This is a genomic window from Pseudomonas sp. AC016, assembly GCF_979253365.1.
Window position 1 is genome coordinate 2851795 of record NZ_CEEDCC010000001.1, and the last position, 17973, is coordinate 2869767.

Sequence of the window (17973 nt, forward strand, 5' to 3'; positions counted from 1 at the left end):
ATCCGACGAAGATCCAGCGTCTGAAACGCAGTATTCGCGGACAAGTCCGCTCCCACTTCAGATACCGCATTCCTTCAGGTCGATTTGTGTATAACAACGAGCGCTCCAGCGTGGTAATGCCCACGCGGAGCGATGGGCACGATCAGTGTTGGCTACTCCAGCACCCTAGCCCTTTGTCGCCAACTCGAAAAACGCTCTGGCCATCGCGGACTGTTCGTCCTTGCGCTTGACCAGCCACACCGGGCTGGTGGCGCCGGGGTCGAGCAGGTTGCGGTAGACCACACCGTCGATGCGCATCCGGCGATACGGTGCGGGCAGTACAGTGACACCCAGCCCTGCTGCCACCAGACCGATCATGGTCATGGGCTCGCCCGCTTCCTGGGTGATCAACGGGTTGAAGCCAGCCGCGCGGGCCAGGCTCAGGATCTGGCCATAGATCCCGCTGCCGTAGGTCCTCGGAAAGAACACGAACGGCTCCGCCGCCAGCGCTGCCATGTAGATCCCGTCTTCACTGCCCGCCGCCAACGGATGATCGGCCCGCATGATCGCGATCAGGGGTTCGTTCAGCAGCTCGAACACTTCCAGAGAATCAGGCAATTCCAGCGGCCGCATGATGCCCACTTGAATGCTCTTGTCCTCCAGCCCCGCTGCGACCTGCTGGCTGGTCATCTCAGTCAGGTCCAGATGCACCTGCGGGTACGCCTGGCGAAAGGCAAAGATCGCCTCGGGAATATTCGACGTCAGCGGCGCGGAAGACGTGAACCCGACCTTTAGCTCGCCCAATTGCCCCAGTTGCGCACGCCGGGCCACGTCAGCGGCCTTGTCCACCTGCGCCAGCACCAGACGCGCTTCGTCGAGAAACAATCGGCCTGACTCACTCAACTCGACACGCCGATTGGTGCGGTCGAACAGGCGCGTACCCAGCTCCTGCTCCAGCGCCTGAATCTGCTGGCTCAGCGGCGGCTGGGAAATGCCCAGCACCTGAGCGGCACGGCCGAAATGCAGCTCCTCGGCCACGGCGATGAAGTAACGCAGATGGCGCAGTTCCATACAGCCTCAATCAAGTCGTTTTACGTATCAAACAGGTCGAACAATATATTGGATTGAATCATTAGCCAGCTATATGATTTTTTCATTGCCTGCCCGAACCGTGCTCCGAGGTTGACCGTGAACCCTGCCGCCGCTCCATCCACCATCAAGTCAAACACCCTGTCTGCCGAGTCGTCGGTCCCGCTGGGTGACAGCTACATCGAAAAAAACACGCCGCTGTTCAAGCGCACGGCGCTGGCCTTGTTCGCAGGCGGCTTCTCGACGTTCACCCTGCTGTACTGCGTGCAACCGATGATGCCGATGCTGTCGCAGGAGTTTTCCATCACCGCCGCCCAGAGCAGCCTGATCCTTTCGGTCGCTACGGCCATGCTCGCCATCGGCCTGCTGATCACCGGTCCGGTTTCCGACCGACTGGGACGCAAGTCGGTGATGGTCATGGCGTTGTTCTGCGCCTCGCTGTTCACCATCGCCAGTGCGTTGATGCCGAGTTGGGAAGGCGTACTCGTCACCCGGGCGCTGGTCGGGCTGTCGCTCAGTGGCCTGGCGGCGGTGGCCATGACCTACCTCAGCGAAGAGATACACCCCACGCACCTGGGGCTGGCGATGGGGCTGTATATCGGTGGCAGCGCGGTGGGCGGCATGAGCGGGCGATTGATCGTCGGCGTGATGATCGATTATGTGAGCTGGCACGCCGCGATGCTGGTGGTCGGCGGTCTGGCGCTGATTGCAGCGGCGGTGTTCTGGCGAATCCTGCCCGAGTCGCGCAACTTCCGCGCCCGCTCGCTGCATCCGCGCAGCCTGCTGGATGGTTTTGTTGTGCAGTTCCGCGACAAGGGTTTGCCGCTGCTGTTTCTGACCGCTTTCCTGCTGATGGGCGCGTTCGTCACGCTCTTCAACTACATCGCCTATCGCTTGCTGAGCGAACCGTATCACCTGAGTCAGGCTGTGGTGGGCGTGTTCTCGGTGGTGTACCTGTCCGGCATCTACAGCTCGGCAAAGGTTGGCTCACTGGCTGACCGCCTGGGCCGTCGCCGCGTGCTGTGGGCGGTGATCGTGATGATGCTGTTCGGCCTGAGCCTGACGCTCTTCACGCCATTGCCAGTCGTGATCACAGGCGTGCTGATCTTCACCTTCGGCTTCTTCGGCGCGCACTCGGTGGCCAGCAGTTGGGTCGGCCGCAGGGCCACCGTCGCCAGGGGCCAGGCGACCTCGCTGTATTTGTTCTGCTACTACGCAGGCTCAAGCGTGGCCGGTACCGGCGGCGGCGTGTTCTGGCACTACGCAGGCTGGAACGGCATCGGGCTGTTCATTGGCGTGTTGCTGCTGATGGCGCTGGGCGTGGCATGGCGGCTGGCGAAATTGCAGCCGCTGGCGGGACGGGGTTGAGCATTGCACACACCAGACTGTGGGAGGCGCCACCACGTCTTCGACGTAGCGCTGTCGCGCGGCAAACTCAGACCGTAGGAGCGCGCTTGCCCGCGATTGCGTCAGTTCAGTCGCTGGTTTTCTGTCTGTAAGATCCTATCGCGGGCAAGCGCGCTCCTACAAAAAAATCCATTTTCTTCAGTAAGTTACAGGTAGTTTGATAAGAGGCGGCTTGCCGGCGATGCTTTTTCTGAAGCGATCTATCAGTGACTGAACTGACGCCATCGCCGGCAAGCCGCCTCCCACGAGACTTGCGTCGATTCAAGGCTTCACTGACTAGCCCAGCAACGTATGCAATACCTGCGCAAACTCCCGCGTGCTCTGCTCTTCATCGGCATGCCGTCCTTCACGGATCACCCAGCGTCCGGCCACGGCCACGTCGCGAATCTGACGATCACCGCCCGCGAACAGCCAGCGATTGAGAATGGCGTCGCCTGTCGCGGTGGCGATGTAAGGGTCATTGCCGTCCAGCACCAGCCAGTCGGCACGTTTGCCAACTTCAAGCGCACCGATCTCCTGACCCAGCGCCTGCGCACCGCCTGCGAGCGCGGCGTCCATCAGCGTTCGTCCGACCATCGGCTGATCGCTGCGATACAACCGGTTTCGGCGCTGGTCGCGTAGCCGCTGACCGTACTCCAGCCAGCGCAGTTCTTCGACCACGCTGAGCGACACATGGCTGTCCGAGCCGATACCCCAGCGCCCGCCCTGAGCGATGTAATCCACAGCGGGGAAAATGCCGTCGCCCAGATTCGCTTCGGTGGTCAGGCACAAACCGGCTACCGCACCGCTGTTCGCCATGAGCACCACTTCATCAGGCTCGGCGTGGGTGGCATGCACCAGACACCAGCGCTTATCCACAGGCGTGTTTTCATACAACCACTGCAAGGGTCGCCGACCGCTCCAGCTCAGGCAGTCGGCGACTTCCTTCTGCTGCTCGGCAATGTGGATATGCACCGGGCAATGCGGGTCGCTGGCGGCCAGCACTGCGCTGATCTGCTCGGGCGTAACGGCACGTAAGGAGTGAAAGCACAGGCCCAGTCGCTGCGACGGCCGACTTGCCAGAATCGGCTGCAGACGCGCCTGCAGGTCCAGATAGCTCTCGGTGCTGTGGATAAATCGGCGCTGGCCCTCGTTCGGTGCCTGTCCGCCAAAACCTGAATGGCTGTAGAGCACCGGCAACAGCGTCAGACCGATGCCGACCGAACTCGCCGCCTGGCTGATCTGTACCGCCAACTCAGCGGGATCGGCGTAAGGCTTGCCGGTCAGGTCCTGATGCACGTAATGAAACTCAGCAACCGAGGTATAGCCGCCCTTGAGCATTTCGATGTACAGCTGACGGGCGATGACGCCCAGTTGCTGCGGCGCGATACGCCCGACCAGACGGTACATGAGGTCGCGCCAGGTCCAGAAGCTGTCATTCGGGTTGCCCGCCACTTCCGCGAGTCCGGCCATGGCGCGCTGGAAAGCGTGCGAGTGCAGGTTTGGCATGCCGGGCAGCAACGGACCGCTGACCACTTCCGCGCCCTGCCGATCGGCATTGACCTGAATCCGCGTCAACGTTCCCTCGGGGCTGACCTCCAGACGCACATCGCTGGCCCAGCCGTCAGGGAGTAACGCACGCTCGGCAAAGAAGGCTGACATTGACTTCATACCCCATCACTGTAATTTGTATATACATATACAGACGTTTGGCGATCCGGTAAACCGTCGGCAAACTTGCCGTGCCACCGCTTAATGGTTAGCTTGAGCGCCTGAATCATCTCGATAACAAGGACACACACGTGCCGACGCCGCCCGCCTCTTCCTCACTGGCAGCCCAGATGGGCGAAAGTCCCGCACCCTTGTACGCCCGCGTCAAACACATGATCGCCCTGCAGATCCAGAACGGCACGTGGCCGCCACATCATCGCGTGCCATCGGAAAGCGAGCTGGTGACCCAATTGGGCTTCAGCCGCATGACTATCAACCGTGCCCTGCGCGAGCTGACTGCCGAAGGCCTGCTAGTGCGCATGCAGGGTGTCGGCACGTTCGTGGCCGAACCCAAGAGCCAATCGGCGCTGTTCGAAGTCCACAATATTGCTGACGAGATCGCCGCACGAGGCCATCGTCATTCCTGCAAGGTCATCGTTCTCAAGGAAGAAGCCGCAGGCTCCGAGCGTGCGTTGGCGCTGGACATGCGCGAGGGTCAGCGGGTGTTCCACTCGTTGATCGTGCACTACGAAAACGACATCGCCGTGCAGATCGAAGACCGCTTCGTGAACGCCCTGGTCGCACCGGATTACCTCAAGCAGGATTTTACTCAACAGACGCCTTATGCCTACCTCTCGCAGGTCGCACCGTTGACCGAGGGTGAACACGTGGTCGAGGCGATTCTGGCAGAAGCTGACGAGTGCAAGCTGTTGCAGATCGACGCGGGCGAACCCTGCCTGCTGATTCGTCGTCGCACCTGGTCAGGCCGCCAGCCGGTGACCGCCGCACGTCTGATCCATCCCGGCTCCCGTCATCGCCTTGAAGGACGTTTCACCAAATGACCCAGACCCGAATTCTGCGCGCCGTCGATTACCCGCGCATGCCGTGGAAGAACGGCGGTGGCAGCACTGAAGAAATCGCCCGCGATGCGGGTCAGGATCTGGACGGTTTCGGCTGGCGCCTGTCGATCGCCGACATCGAGAATTCGGGTGGTTTTTCAGTGTTTGCCGGTTATCAGCGCATAATCACCGTGCTGCAGGGCGCGGGCATGACGCTGTCCGTTGACGGCATCGACAGCCGCCCGCTGCTGCCATCCGACCCGTTCGCGTTCAGCGGTGACAGTCAGGTCGAGTGCACGTTGCTCGACGGACCGATCCGGGATTTCAACCTGATCTACGCTGCACATCGGTACAATGCTCGCCAGCAGTGGATCGACGTGCGTCAGCCGCAAAGGCTGTTCAGTTCGGCCAGCACCTTCGTGCTGTTCAGCATGGCCGAGCAAGTGGCGCTGAGCGTCAGTGGCCAGCCTTGGGAAATCCTCGGCAAACACGACTGCGCTCAAGTGGACACGACGGGCGGACTCACGGAAATCGAGCTGCAATCCTCAGGCCCCAGTCGTTGCTGCCTGATTGAGCTGAACCCCATTGGCAATGACGGTATGCTGGACGCCCTCTAAAAATCAGCTTCTCGTTCAAGGACGACCATGACTCAATTCCCTGTCAAGGAAACACCCCGAGCCGTCGCCATCCTCGCCAGCTTTCTCGCCTCCGAATCGGCAGGCGGCATCGTGTTGATGCTCGCAGCGCTGGCTGCTCTGATCGTCGCCAACTCGCCACTCTCCGCCGGTTACTTTTCGATTCTGCACAGCGTATGGCTGGGTCTGTCGGTCGAGTTGTGGATCAACGATGGCCTGATGGCAATCTTCTTCCTGATGGTCGGCCTGGAAATCAAACGCGAAGTGCTGGCGGGCGGGCTCTCGACCTGGGGGCAGCGCGCCCTGCCCGGCTTTGCAGCAGCAGGCGGAATGCTGATCCCGGCGCTGATCTACATCGCCATCAACTGGGGCAACCCGCAGACGATGAGCGGCTGGGCGATTCCTGCGGCCACCGACATCGCCTTTGCTCTAGGCGTGCTGTCGCTGCTGGGCAACCGGGTGCCGACCTCGCTGAAAGTGTTTCTTGCCGCACTGGCGATTCTCGACGACCTGGGCGCGGTCACCATCATTGCGTTCTTCTACAGTTCCGGCCTGAACCTGCCGATGCTGGGCGCCGCCTTCGCCACGCTGGCGGTGTTGATTGTGATGAACAGACTCAACGTTCGTCGCCTGCTGCCTTATCTGCTGCTGGGCGCGCTGTTGTGGTTCTTCGTGTTGCAGTCTGGCGTTCACGCCACGCTGGCAGGCGTCGCGCTGGCGTTGTGCATCCCGATGGGCAAGCCCGAGGAAGAAGCGCGCTCGCCGTTGCTGTTCCTTGAAGAGAAGATGCATTACTGGGTCGCGTTCGCGGTGGTGCCGATCTTCGGCTTTGCCAACGCGGGTGTTTCGCTGGCCGGTATCACGGTGGAAAACCTCGTTGATCCGGTGCCGCTCGGTGTCGCGCTGGGGCTGTTCGTGGGCAAGCAGATCGGCGTGTTCCTCGCCGCTGTGCTGGCGATTCGTTCAGGGCTCGCGGTGTTGCCGGAGGGCAGCAACTGGGTGCAGCTGTATGGCGTGGCGATCCTGTGCGGCATCGGTTTCACCATGAGTCTGTTCATCGGCAACCTGGCATTCCCGGGTCAGCAGCATCTGATCGACGAGGTGAAAGTCGGCGTGCTGATCGGTTCGGGCATTGCGGCAATTGCCGGGATTATCGTGTTGCGCAGCCGCTTCAGCCGGGCCTGAAAAAATATTTTCAAATCACTGCATCCAGATTGTTTCTTCGCGGGTAGTACATACAGCAGCCACTTCGAGTTGCTGAGCGCGGTTAAATAATCTGGAGATTTCTGCATGAACGCAAAACGCTTGCTCTGCCTTGCAGGTAGTACCCTGGCTTTCACTTGCCTGTCGTCCGTCGCCCTGGCCCAGACCGATCTGCCCGAAAGCGTTCGGGTTCCGGCTGGCCACAAGATCAGCATGCAAACCACCGGGGTCGGCGAAATCACCTACGAGTGCCGCGCAAAAGCCAACATGCCCAACGAAATGGAATGGGCGTTTGTCGGTCCCAAGGCCGTGCTCAATGACAAGAGCGGCAAGCAGGTCGGCACCTACTACGGCCCGCCGGCTACCTGGGAAGCCAAAGACGGCTCGAAAGTGACCGGCACTCAGGTCGCTGTTGCACCTTCGAGCGCAGGCAACCTGCCGTACCAACTGGTCAAGGCCAACCCGGCAGAAGGCAAAGGCGCCATGACCGGTGTTGCCTACATCCAGCGCACCGCGCTGAAAGGCGGCGTGGCACCGACCACCGCGTGCGCAGCCAGCAACAAGGGCGCCAAGGAAGTGGTCAAGTACCAGGCTGACTACCTGTTCTGGGCTGCCAACTGATACAGCCAGGCAATCGGGCACCGCGCAGTCAGTGAGCTATGCTGCTGCGCGGGTCCTCGTGATATCAACGAGGCATTAGTCCATCGATGGCGGATTACCTTGTCCTCACACGAATCTCTCTTTGATTACGAAGGCACGTTGCAAGCCTGCGCCCGCGGTGAGCGGCAGGCCCTGCAGCGTCTTTATGAACAGGAAAGCGCACGGCTGCTCGGTGTGGTCGTGCGACTGGTTCGCGACCGGGAGCTGGCCGAGGACATCGTGCATGACGCGTTTCTGAAAATCTGGACCCGTGCGGCCAGTTTCGACGCATCACGCGGTTCGGCACGCGGCTGGATATTCAGCGTGACCCGGCATCTTGCACTCAACAACCTGCGCAACACGGCGCGGGAAGTCCGGGTTGAGGATGACGACAGCGAAGATCATCATGAACAGGCGACACTGGAAGGCTGGCAGGAAACCGGCGATGCTTTCGATTGGCGAGTCAATCCGGGACGCATCACGTCGTGCCTGGAGCAGCTTGAGCCGGTGCGGCGCAACTGCGTGTTTCACGCGTATGTAGACGGTTATTCGCATCAGGAAATCGCGCAGAAAATCGGCGCGCCACTGGGTACGGTCAAAGCCTGGATCAAGCGCAGCCTGACGGCTTTGCGGGAGTGCATGGGATGACCCAACCTTCGGACAAGAATATTCACGAGCTGGCAGGCGAGTATGTGCTCGGCACGCTGTCGGCCGAACAGAGGCTCGAGGTACAACGTCGCCTGCCTCACGAACCGGATCTGCAGGCCGCGATAGACGCCTGGGATCAACGCCTGCTGCCGTTGACCGAGCTGGCGGAACCCGTCACGCCATCACCCGGCCTGTGGGAGCGGATCGAACGCAACCTGATGGATCGGGCAACGCCTCACGCGCAGCCTGAACAGCGCGTGCGCTGGTGGGACAATCTGGCGATCTGGCGCGGGCTGGCCGGTGCAGGCATCGCAGCCTCGCTGGTGCTGGGCCTGACGTTGCTGACCCGCGATCCGGCGCCACCTTCCTATCTGGTGGTACTCGTCGGACCTCAGGACAAATCACCCGGCTGGGTCGTGCAGGCCAGCAATCGACAGGAAATCCAGCTCATCCCGCTGGGCGCGTTCGAAGTACCGGCCGACAAGGCGCTGGAGTTCTGGACCAAGGGTGACGACTGGCAGGGACCGGTGTCGCTGGGGCTGGTCAAGCCAGGGCAAAGCCTGAACATCGCGCTCGATAAACTGCCGCCCCTGCAACCCAACCAGTTGTTTGAACTGACGCTGGAAAAGTCCACCGGCTCGTCAATCGGCAAACCAACCGGGCCGATTCAATTCATAGGGCGGGCAGTGAAAGTCATCTGAGGCTAATTTTGTCAGACAATCTATCGATAGTTACCGATAATGAAATAGACCCTATTCCCTGATGCAACAATACAGCGCCGTTACTCGTCACATGAATATAAACGGCGCTGTGTGACACCCAAAAGACAACACGCCCCTCGTTCAGAATCAGACCTGACCGAACATCATCTAAACCGTGTATTCCATACACGCCTTGACCACCTGTTCCCTGATCCACGAGTTGGACGGATCCTGATCGGCGCTCTCACTCCAGACCATATCCAGCGTAAATGTCGGCAAGCCTGCCGGCGCATCTGTTGAAAAATGAATATCATCATTAACGATTAATTGCGCCACACGCCTGGGCAGGGTCACCACCACATCGGAACCGGCGATCATGTGCAGGGCTGCCCCATAGCTGTTGGCCTTGGCCACGATCTGCCGGCTGCTGCCCTGCTTGCTCAGCCAGCCGTCTACCATGTTGGTTTCAGACGTCCAGGGCGTCGGATAGACGTGCCTGCGGGCCACGAAGTTTTCAAGTTCGAAACCTGTTTCGGGTGGCATGAAGTTGCGATCCACCACACACACTAAATCATCATCCAACAGTATTTGGGATTTCAGTCCGCCGCCGCCGCGGTGATAATTGGGACCGAAACAAATAACCAGATCCAGCGCGCCACCGTTCAACTCTTTGACCGGAATGTCGCGGTGAATCTTTTGAACATTCAACGTGACCGGAACTTCATTGGAAGAAAACAACTTTAATAAACCAGGCAAGATAAGAAGTTCGAAATATTCGGGCGCACAGACATTGTAGATGACATCTTTCTGAGGCGGCGACAACAGCGCAGCGCCGGAATAACAAACATTGATACTTTCCACGATCTTTAGAACATGGCTGTACATGGTCGTGGCTTTATACGTGGGTCGCATACCGCTGCGGGTATTGATGAACAACTCGTCTTCAAAGCTGTTGCGCAGCTTTTTCAGGCAGTAGCTGACGGTGGATTGGCTAACAAAAAGGGACTCGGAGACCTCGGTGACGCTGGAGCTTTCGTAAACCGAAATGAAAATCAACAAGTCCTGCATATCCAACTTTCTGAGCATATTGCTTTTAAGCATATCCATATATTCCAGAAGTCCAATGTGCTCGTAGAGTACCCAGCTATTTAGATATTAACAGACCGTTTTTGTTTTTTAAATGGTGTGTAGGAATTTTCCCAAATACATTCGCAGCACGTTTCAGGATCATCACAAACAATGGAGATGCCATCATGCTTATACGCGTGACCGACTGTGAATCACCGCTGTGGAAGCAGGCTGTCGAAATAGTTAAGAGTAAATTTCAGTCATCATATAAAGCCACCATAGAACCCAACCCGCAGTATTTCGCCCTCACTCAGGACGAAGATGAAAGAATTATGTCATGCGCCGGAATTACCTTCGGCGATCACCGCACACTGTTTTCCGAACAGTACCTGTCCCGCCCCATTCATGAAATTCTGTCCGAACGTCACGGGCAGCAGATCGACCGTTCCTCGATTGTTGAAATCGGCAGCCTGATCTCGCATCACGTCACGGCCGGCGTGATCATGGTCAACATGATTCCGTTGCTGGCCTGGTGCATGGGCGCGCAGTACCTGCTGTGCACCGTAACCCCGCGCGTGCGGGAAATGATGGAAAGCTGCCAGATTGTCTTCGAGCCGCTGCTGACCGCCGACCCCACGCTTCTTTCCGAAGACGGCGGCAAGAACTGGGGCTCCTACTACGCCAAACGCCCGATCACCGGATTCATCAAGGTCGATCCGCAGCGCTCGCGCTTCGCTGCCATGACCCTGGGCACGCTGTTCAATCACCTTCCAGTACAAGCGAGGGTGACGCAATGAGCGCCAACCTGATTGCCCAGTTGCGCTCCGCCCTGCAGGTTCACGGCGAGAAAGTCTGCGCAGTGGACCATGGCGACACCGCCAGATCCCTCACCTACCGCGAACTGCGCCAACAGGCATTTGCCCTGGCTGCAGAGTTGCAGCACCGATTCCAGCCGAAGATGCCGAACGATCCGGTGGTGATCGGCATCGTCACGCGCAACTCCAGTCAGTGGCTGATCGCCGATCTGGCGTGTCTGTTCGCAGGCATAACTTCTTTGCCGCTGCCCCTGGCATTCAGTCAGGTCCAGGCAGAAAACCTGGCAGCGCATTGCGACGGTTTTCTCGTGGACTCGGCCGGTCAGAAAACGCTCACCGAGCGCTGGCTTCTGGAGCTGCCCGCCAACAAGGTCCGGCATCTGGATTTACCGGCCATTCCCCAGCCACTGGCACAGACAGCTGTCGAGCACGACTGGATCTGCAAGATCATCCACACCTCAGGCACGACCAGCAATCCCAAAGGCGTTCGACTGTCCTGCGCCGCGATTGGCCAGGTGCTGAACTCGCTGCGTTTCAGAATGCCGGCCAACGCCCACCTCCGTTACCTGTCGCTGGTGCCCTTGAGCCTGCTGCTGGAACAGGTCACTGCCTCCTATCTGCCGCTTCTGGCAGGCGGGACGATTCATTTTCTGCCGCCCAATGAGCCGTTGCTGGGCGAACCGGGCGCATCGCCTGCGCGCCTGACCGACTGGATTCAACGGGTCAAACCCACCGCGCTGACGGTGCCACCGGTCATGCTCAACGAATTTCTGCGCAGGCTCCAGGAAGACCGGGAGATCGCTCGGAGTCTGGCCACTTACCTCACCGAACAGGTGCACATCACCTGCGGCGGTGCAGCGGTTGATGTCGAGATCCTGCGCGCCCTTGAAGCACAGGGTGTGTCGGTGTTCCAGGGCTACGGGCTGTCCGAAAATGCTTCGGTGGTGAGCGTGAACACTGCCGAACAGCAACGCCTGGGCAGCGTGGGCAAGCCGTTGCCACACGTTCAGGTTCGCATCGGCCTCGACAAGACCATCGAAGTCAAAAGCACGTCGCTGTTCAGCGGTTATTCCGGCACGGACCCGAGCGCCTGCGCCATGAGCGCCGATGGCTGGATGGACACCGGCGACCTGGGCGCACTGGACAGCGACGGTTACCTGTACGTCCACGGTCGCAAGAAGAATGTGATCTGCCTGGCCAACGGCCGCAACGTGAGCCCGGAGCAGGTCGAATTGGAATACCGCAAATACGACGGCGTTCGCGACGCAGCGGTCTTTCTGGACGAAGACCACGGCCTGATCGCCCTGCTGTGCGTCGAGTCACAACCGGATCGAAGCGACCTGGCGCAGTGGTCGACCAAACGTTTCTCCGACGTGGAACGCCCCAGCAAGCTCTGGTTGCTGGACCTCGCCAATCCCCTGCTTGAACAGCTGTACACCGTGACCGGTCGCCCCAGACGCGCCGAGATTGCCGAAGCGTTCGCGCACCGTTTTTCTCCATCCATGCAAAGGACTTCTGCCGATGAACATGCCTGCCTCTCGCTCTGACAACCCCGAATTCGCGGTGATCGAACCCGCGCAATTCGCCACGCTGACGACCCAGGCGCTCTACGAGCTGCTGGGGACCTATGGCGTGGTGCTGATGCGTGACTGTATTCATGAAGCCGAAACCTTCAGCCGGTTCGTGAAGAACAACAGTTCCCGCCTGAGCCTGGACCCGGCGCGCACGATGGTCGGCGGTGCCGCGCAGCTGGTCGATGCCGGGACCCAGGAAATCGGTTTGCACTGCGAGAACGGCAACTCTCCATTCTGGCCGGACATCACCTGGTTCTACTGTCAGGAAGCGCCCCGTCAGGGTTCACAAACCACGCTATGCGACGGTGAAGCCGTGCTGCGCGCCTTGTCGGCCGAATGCCGGGCCTTTTTCGAGAACAACCCGATTCGCTACAGCCGCACGGTCAGTGCAGACAAATGGCGTCGTCTGGTCTGCCACTATTCGGCCGACAAGAACGATCCGAGCCTCGTCATGCCGGATGACCTGATGCAGATCGTCGGCAACGACCCGCAGACGCGCATCACCTTCAACACCAGCGACGACTCGATTCATTACGCCTTTTCCACGCCGGCCATTCCGGTTTCGCCGATCAGCCAGCGACCGGCGTTCGCCAACAGCATTCTTGGCCCGTCGTTCAACTACGAGAAGCCGATCATCGACACCGTCTCGGGCGACCCCATTCCCGAGCAGTTCCTGAAAGAGATCGAAGAGGTTTCGACCGCCCTGACCTACCCGGTCGGCTGGCGCGACAACGACATGGTGATGATCGACAACCGCCGGGTCATGCACGGACGCCAGGCCATCGTCGACGACCGCCGTCGCATCTTCAACGCCTTGAGCTATCGCTGAGAGCCCCTATGAAAAACACTAAAAAAACAATTGTGGCCGGACTCTACGAGACCTACACAGATGCCGAAGGCCAGGAAATCATCGACCTGTCGGGCGGTTTCGGCTTTCAGGTGCCAGAAGTCATCGATGCCGTCAAAGCCCAGGCCGAGATCATGGGGCTGTCCAATCGGGTCCTGATGTCCGAACCCTTGATCGCGCTGTGCCGCCGCCTCGCCGGACTGCTGCCGGACCCGCTGGTCAGCTCCTATGTCTGCAGTTCGGGTGACGAAGCCTTCGAAGGTGCGTTGAAGCTGTGCAAGGGGCTGAATCCTCGTCGCAATACGCTGGTGTTCATCAAGGGAGGCGATTACGGCTCGCTGACCTATGGCCGCAGCCTCACTCAACCTGATCGCTACAGCGAAATCCAGCGACTGCTGGGCTTCAAGCGCGTTGCCGTCAGTCATGCCGATGATCTGGCAAAAATCGACTGGAACGACTGCTTTGCGGTCTGCCACACCAGTGTCATCACCGACGAAAAGGGCGTTCTGCGCCTGATCGAGCAGCCCTTGCTTGACCGCCTGTATGCCGCTGCCGGTGACGCGAAGGCGCCGGTCATCGCCATGGACGTCGCCACCTGCCTGGGTAGCCTGGGCACCCTGTTCGGCTTCGAGCAGTACACCAACACCCCGGACATCGCCGTATTGGGCGGTCCGCTGGGCGGCAGCGCAGTGCCGATCGGCACCTACACCTGCAGCGAAGAAATGGCCTACAAGGTCTATGGCCGCAGCACGCCCGCCAAACATGGCAGCACCACGGCCGGTAACCCGATGGCCTGCGTCGCAGCCCTGACCACGCTCGATTACCTGCACACCCATAACTCGCCTCAGCGCTGTATGCACAACGGTCAGCTGCTGACCGGCGTACTGACAGACCTTGGCGCCACCGCGCTGGGTGGCTGGGTCAGCGTGCCGCTGCACGGTCGCAACGAAGCGCAACTGCGCGAATCCCTGTACCAGAACGGTGTGTACGCAAGCCCGGCACGCGGCAGTGCGCTGGTGTTGCGCTGCCCTGTTACCGCCAGATCCCTGCCTGTCGAACGCGCCGGCCAACGTATCAAGGAGACTTTCAGACATGTCCTCAACCATGCCGCGTGAACAACTGCTGGACGACTGCGAACAGTTCTGGAGCGCCTCGGCCGCCAAGCTCTATCGCATCGGCAAGACCTCGGTGGAAAAGAGCACTGACGGCATTTACGTCACGGACCACACCGGCAAGAAATTCATCGACTGTGCATGCAGCTACGGCGTGTTCATCGTCGGCCATCGCAACCCGACCGTGCGCGAGCGTGTGCAGGCGCAACTGAGCGAGCTGGCGTGGGTGCCGGAAGGTCGTGAACACCCGACGCAGGCTGTCTTGTCGGAACGCCTGCGCCACCTGATTCCCGGTGACTGGGGCGAGGTGCGCTACATGGTGTCGGGCGCCGAGGCCATCGAGCAGACCATGCGCTACGTGCTGCAGGTCCAAAAGCATCGGCGCGGCATTGTCGTGATGACCGATTCCTATCACGGCAAAACCCTGGCCGCCATGAGCATTCTGGGTCAGCAACAGCACCACAGCAGCTACGGCACCTATTCCGAAGAAGTTACCTACGTGCCATATGGCGATTTCGCCGCGCTGCAAAAGGCTGTTGGCGAGGGTGTCTGCGCCATTTACGTCGAGCCGATCCTGGGCGGTGCGCACCTGCAGGTTCCACCCGTCGGTTACATGGCCAACATCCGCGCACTGTGCGATGCGACCCAGACCCTGCTTATCGCCGACGAAATCCAGACCGGGTTCGGACGTTGCGGCAAGTGGTTCGCGGTTCAGTACGACGATGTGGTGCCGGACATCATGATCCTGTCCAAAGGTCTGACCGGCGGCTACACCTCCTTCGCCTGTGCCGTTTACAGCCAGGCCCTGACCAACCGTTTTCCGCTCGATGAAATCGAACCGGACAACCGCACCACCGGCGGCCATCCACTGGCCTGCTCTGCGGCACTTGCCGCCATTGATTACATCCAGCAGCACAATCTGGTGGAGCTGTCGCGGATCAACGGCGGCCTGTTGCGTAACGGTCTGCAACGGCTGGCTTCGCGCTTCCCGCAGATCATCGAAGACGTGCCGGGCGTCGGCCTGATGACCGGTCTGCGCCTGCGGGGCTCGGTGTACGAAGCCTTGATGAGCATGGAACTGGGCAAACGTGGCGTACACGCCGGGCACTCGATGAACGAAAAGGCCGAGCATCCGGTGCTCAGGTTCTACCCGCCACTGAACATCACGCCCGAGGCGCTGGAGCACGTGCTCAAGATGATCGAGGAATCGCTGGAGGTGATTGCCGCCAAGCCGAAGCTGTTCGTGAAAGCGTTTTCGCTGGTGGTGCGCAACATGTACCAGATCCCGAACAAGTGGCTCGGCAGCAAGAAAGGACTCAAGCATGCTTAAACCGGACGAGTTGACGCTCGAAGAAATGGCCAGCCTGATCCGGCGCAGAGTGTTGACCAGCGTTTCGCTGGTCGACTTCTACCTGCAGCGCATCGAGGAACGCAATCCACAGATCAACGCAATCATTCTGCTGGAGCAGCGCGAGAGCCTGTATCAGCAGGCCGAAGCGGCAGATGCCCAGGCACGCAAAGGGCAGTTCAGCGGGCCGTTGCATGGCATCCCGATCACCATCAAGGACGTGTGCCACGTGAAGGGCTTTCGCATGTCCCGGGGCGTGGAGCAGTGGCGCAACGAACCCAGCACCGTTGACGCCACCGCCGTGGCCCGCTTGAGACAAGCCGGAGCGATCATTCTCGGCATCACCAACGTGCCTGAACTGTGCATGGCCTTCGAGACCGAGAACCTGCTGTACGGGCGCACGCTCAACCCGCACGACTCAAGCCGTACCGCAGGCGGCAGCAGTGGCGGTGAAGCGGCGGCCATCGCTGCAGGTCTGTCACCGGCGGGGCTGGCCTCCGATGCCTGCGGCAGCGTGCGTATTCCAGCGCATTTCAATGGCATCTGCGGCCTGAAACTGACTCAGGGTCGCGTCCCGCTGAGCGGGCAATACCCCAACGAACGCTCAGGCCTGTTCCACATGACTTCGGCCTTCGGCGTCATGGGCAGGTATGTCGATGACCTGCGGGTGCTGGGCAAACTCATCAGCGGTGCCGATCAGAAGGACCCGGACACGGTGGACGTGCCCTTTGCACCCGGCAAACCTTTGCAGGACCTGCGAATTGCCGTATCGGGCAGGTCGTCCGTCGCTCAGGTGACCCCGGCCGTCCAGGGCGTGCTGGACGCGGTCGCCAGACGTCTGAACAACGTGGTCAGCGCAGTGGAGGACGCAAGGCCGCCTCTGCTCGAAGAGGCTTGCGACGTGTTGTGGCGGGTCTTTATCACTGGTGGCGACGGCGGCAAAGGGTGGGAAGCGCTGTTCGCTGCCATCGGCAAGGACCAGTTCACCAAGGCAACCGCGCAATTGCTCGAAATGAGCCGTGGCGTCGAGCTGAGTACCGAAGAGCTGAAGCGTGACTGGGTCATGATTGACACGTTCCGTCACCAGCTTGCGCGGTTCTTCAACGACTACGACCTGTTCATTTCCCCGGTGTACGGCGATGTCGCCTTTGCCCACGGAGAGTCCCTCGAGGATCGGGGCCGCTACGCCTTCGTCTTTCCCTTCAGCTTGTCGGGCTCACCCGCAGCGGTCATCAAGTGCGGCCACGATCCACAAAACGGCATGCCGATCGGCATTCAGATCGTCGCGCCCCACTGGCAGGAAGAACAACTGCTCAGAGTGGCCGCCTATCTGGAGAGCGAGTTCGAAGGCTGGCAGCCAGCCTTCGTCAAAGCGGGCTGACATCAGACAGTGGCAAGCTTGCGCTGGCGGCTCTTGAGCACCAGCGCAACCATGCCGAGCAGGACCAGCAACGCGCCGGTAACACCCATTGATACCGGCTGCTCCCCCAGATACCAGCGAGACAGGGTGACGAACAGCGTGCTCAGGTACACGTAGGAAATCACGGTCGAAGACCCGATAACCCCGATGGCGCGGTGCAACAGCCAGAACGTCCCGAGTGTGCCGAACAGCGCCAGATAAAACAGCCAGAAGACATCGATCGCCATGAGCTCCGTCCCGGTGCGCCAGCCTCCGGTTGCAGCGGCAATCAGCAGCAGAAAGAGCGCGCCAAACAGCATGTTCCAGAAGGTCATCGCGACCGGGCTGGTGTCGCTCAGCGCCTTGAGCTTGTAGCGCTGACTCAGCGGTGAATAAAGTGCCATCGCCAGACAGCCCACACCGTAGACCACCAACGCGTAAAGCGACGGCGTGGCATCCGCATGCGAACCTGCCACGATCAGCAACACGGCGCCCACGGCAGCGGTCAACATCGGGAACACCCGGCCTTTGAGAATCATCCCGTGCATCAACGCGACCTCGAAGCACAACGTCATCAGCGGCACCAACGTGTAAAGCGTTGCGGTGTGCACAGCCGAGGTGTAGCGCAGCGCTTCGAACAGCGAGCCGAAATAGACCGCCAGCAGCAACCCCAGCACACAGTGGCAACGCAGTCGTGTGATGTTCATCGACAGGTTGCCCTTCACCAGCAGAATCGGCAGAAAAAGCAGCGCCGAAAACAACAGGCGCAGCCCGGTCAGCAACACCGGATCAACCGCCTGGCTCACATAACCGGCGGCAAAAAACGACGAGGCAATCAAGGCTGCCCAAATAACCATTCCGCCATGGGCGGTTGAAAAACCAGCGTCTTTCATCATGCGCTCCGAAAACAGGATCAATACGCATGATGGGTAAACAGCATCGATTACGGGTGCTAGTTTTTAAATAAGTACGCCCAGTTAT

17 protein-coding genes are annotated in these 17973 nt (G+C 60.1%); 13 read left to right on the forward strand and 4 right to left on the reverse strand.

Going from position 1 to position 17973, the window contains the following annotated elements:
- Positions 1 to 165: 165 nt before the first annotated feature.
- Positions 166 to 1050, reverse strand: coding sequence for a LysR family transcriptional regulator (locus AC0IXS_RS12910; protein ID WP_025995345.1), 885 nt, complete (start codon positions 1048 to 1050; stop codon positions 166 to 168).
- A 117-nt stretch (positions 1051 to 1167) separates the two neighbouring features.
- On the opposite strand from AC0IXS_RS12910, the gene AC0IXS_RS12915 reads away from it, so the two are divergent.
- On the forward strand, positions 1168 to 2436 hold the full coding sequence (locus AC0IXS_RS12915) for an MFS transporter (protein WP_081021877.1): 1269 nt from the start codon (positions 1168 to 1170) through the stop codon (positions 2434 to 2436).
- Positions 2437 to 2751: 315 nt separating this feature from the next.
- Here AC0IXS_RS12915 and AC0IXS_RS12920 read toward each other — a convergent pair whose 3' ends face one another.
- A complete protein-coding gene (locus AC0IXS_RS12920; protein WP_057410918.1) occupies positions 2752 to 4116 on the reverse strand; it encodes a formimidoylglutamate deiminase in 1365 nt (454 codons plus the stop codon).
- A 179-nt stretch (positions 4117 to 4295) separates the two neighbouring features.
- On the opposite strand from AC0IXS_RS12920, the gene hutC reads away from it, so the two are divergent.
- From hutC to AC0IXS_RS12950, 6 genes are all read left to right on the forward strand, one after another.
- Complete coding sequence (gene hutC / locus AC0IXS_RS12925) at positions 4296 to 5006, forward strand: histidine utilization repressor (protein ID WP_170969020.1); 711 nt, start codon at positions 4296 to 4298, stop codon at positions 5004 to 5006.
- Positions 5003 to 5620 carry a HutD/Ves family protein gene (locus tag AC0IXS_RS12930; RefSeq protein ID WP_057410919.1) on the forward strand — a complete coding sequence of 206 codons (618 nt, stop codon included), beginning with the start codon at positions 5003 to 5005 and terminating at the stop codon, positions 5618 to 5620. Before hutC ends, AC0IXS_RS12930 begins: the two co-directional genes overlap by 4 nt.
- A gap of 27 nt (positions 5621 to 5647) precedes the next feature.
- Positions 5648 to 6823 carry a Na+/H+ antiporter NhaA gene (gene nhaA / locus AC0IXS_RS12935; RefSeq protein WP_122409383.1) on the forward strand — a complete coding sequence of 392 codons (1176 nt, stop codon included), beginning with the start codon at positions 5648 to 5650 and terminating at the stop codon, positions 6821 to 6823.
- Between the two features lie 105 nt (positions 6824 to 6928).
- Positions 6929 to 7462, forward strand: coding sequence for a DUF3455 domain-containing protein (locus AC0IXS_RS12940; RefSeq protein WP_004880392.1), 534 nt, complete (start codon positions 6929 to 6931; stop codon positions 7460 to 7462).
- A gap of 99 nt (positions 7463 to 7561) precedes the next feature.
- Positions 7562 to 8128, forward strand: a complete 567-nt coding sequence (locus tag AC0IXS_RS12945; RefSeq protein WP_025995350.1) for a sigma-70 family RNA polymerase sigma factor — start codon at positions 7562 to 7564, stop codon at positions 8126 to 8128.
- Positions 8125 to 8829 carry an anti-sigma factor gene (locus AC0IXS_RS12950; protein WP_122668153.1) on the forward strand — a complete coding sequence of 235 codons (705 nt, stop codon included), beginning with the start codon at positions 8125 to 8127 and terminating at the stop codon, positions 8827 to 8829. The genes AC0IXS_RS12945 and AC0IXS_RS12950 overlap by 4 nt, the downstream gene beginning before the upstream one ends.
- Before the next feature lie 168 nt (positions 8830 to 8997).
- Here AC0IXS_RS12950 and AC0IXS_RS12955 read toward each other — a convergent pair whose 3' ends face one another.
- Positions 8998 to 9930: a LysR family transcriptional regulator gene (locus tag AC0IXS_RS12955; protein WP_025995352.1), complete on the reverse strand. Its 933-nt coding sequence runs from the start codon at positions 9928 to 9930 to the stop codon at positions 8998 to 9000.
- Between the two features lie 152 nt (positions 9931 to 10082).
- On the opposite strand from AC0IXS_RS12955, the gene AC0IXS_RS12960 reads away from it, so the two are divergent.
- The 6 genes from AC0IXS_RS12960 to AC0IXS_RS12985 are packed head-to-tail and all read left to right on the forward strand — an operon-like array spanning position 10083 to position 16974.
- Positions 10083 to 10694: a thermostable hemolysin gene (locus tag AC0IXS_RS12960; protein ID WP_471826231.1), complete on the forward strand. Its 612-nt coding sequence runs from the start codon at positions 10083 to 10085 to the stop codon at positions 10692 to 10694.
- A complete protein-coding gene (locus tag AC0IXS_RS12965) occupies positions 10691 to 12259 on the forward strand; it encodes an AMP-binding protein (RefSeq protein WP_025995354.1) in 1569 nt (522 codons plus the stop codon). The genes AC0IXS_RS12960 and AC0IXS_RS12965 overlap by 4 nt, the downstream gene beginning before the upstream one ends.
- Positions 12234 to 13115, forward strand: coding sequence for a TauD/TfdA family dioxygenase (locus AC0IXS_RS12970; protein WP_471824800.1), 882 nt, complete (start codon positions 12234 to 12236; stop codon positions 13113 to 13115). Before AC0IXS_RS12965 ends, AC0IXS_RS12970 begins: the two co-directional genes overlap by 26 nt.
- A gap of 8 nt (positions 13116 to 13123) precedes the next feature.
- The gene (locus tag AC0IXS_RS12975) at positions 13124 to 14248 is read left to right on the forward strand and encodes an aminotransferase class III-fold pyridoxal phosphate-dependent enzyme (RefSeq protein WP_471824802.1); all 1125 of its coding nucleotides are present in this window, start codon (positions 13124 to 13126) and stop codon (positions 14246 to 14248) included.
- The gene (locus AC0IXS_RS12980) at positions 14226 to 15575 is read left to right on the forward strand and encodes an aspartate aminotransferase family protein (protein ID WP_025995357.1); all 1350 of its coding nucleotides are present in this window, start codon (positions 14226 to 14228) and stop codon (positions 15573 to 15575) included. The genes AC0IXS_RS12975 and AC0IXS_RS12980 overlap by 23 nt, the downstream gene beginning before the upstream one ends.
- Entirely contained in the window at positions 15568 to 16974 is a 1407-nt protein-coding gene (locus AC0IXS_RS12985; RefSeq protein WP_191953956.1) for an amidase, read from the forward strand. Before AC0IXS_RS12980 ends, AC0IXS_RS12985 begins: the two co-directional genes overlap by 8 nt.
- Before the next feature lie 2 nt (positions 16975 to 16976).
- On the opposite strand, the gene AC0IXS_RS12990 is transcribed toward AC0IXS_RS12985, so the two are convergent.
- Positions 16977 to 17885 (reverse strand): DMT family transporter, encoded by a 909-nt coding sequence (locus AC0IXS_RS12990; RefSeq protein ID WP_025995359.1) that lies wholly within the window; start codon positions 17883 to 17885, stop codon positions 16977 to 16979.
- Between the last annotated feature and the right edge of the window lie 88 nt (positions 17886 to 17973).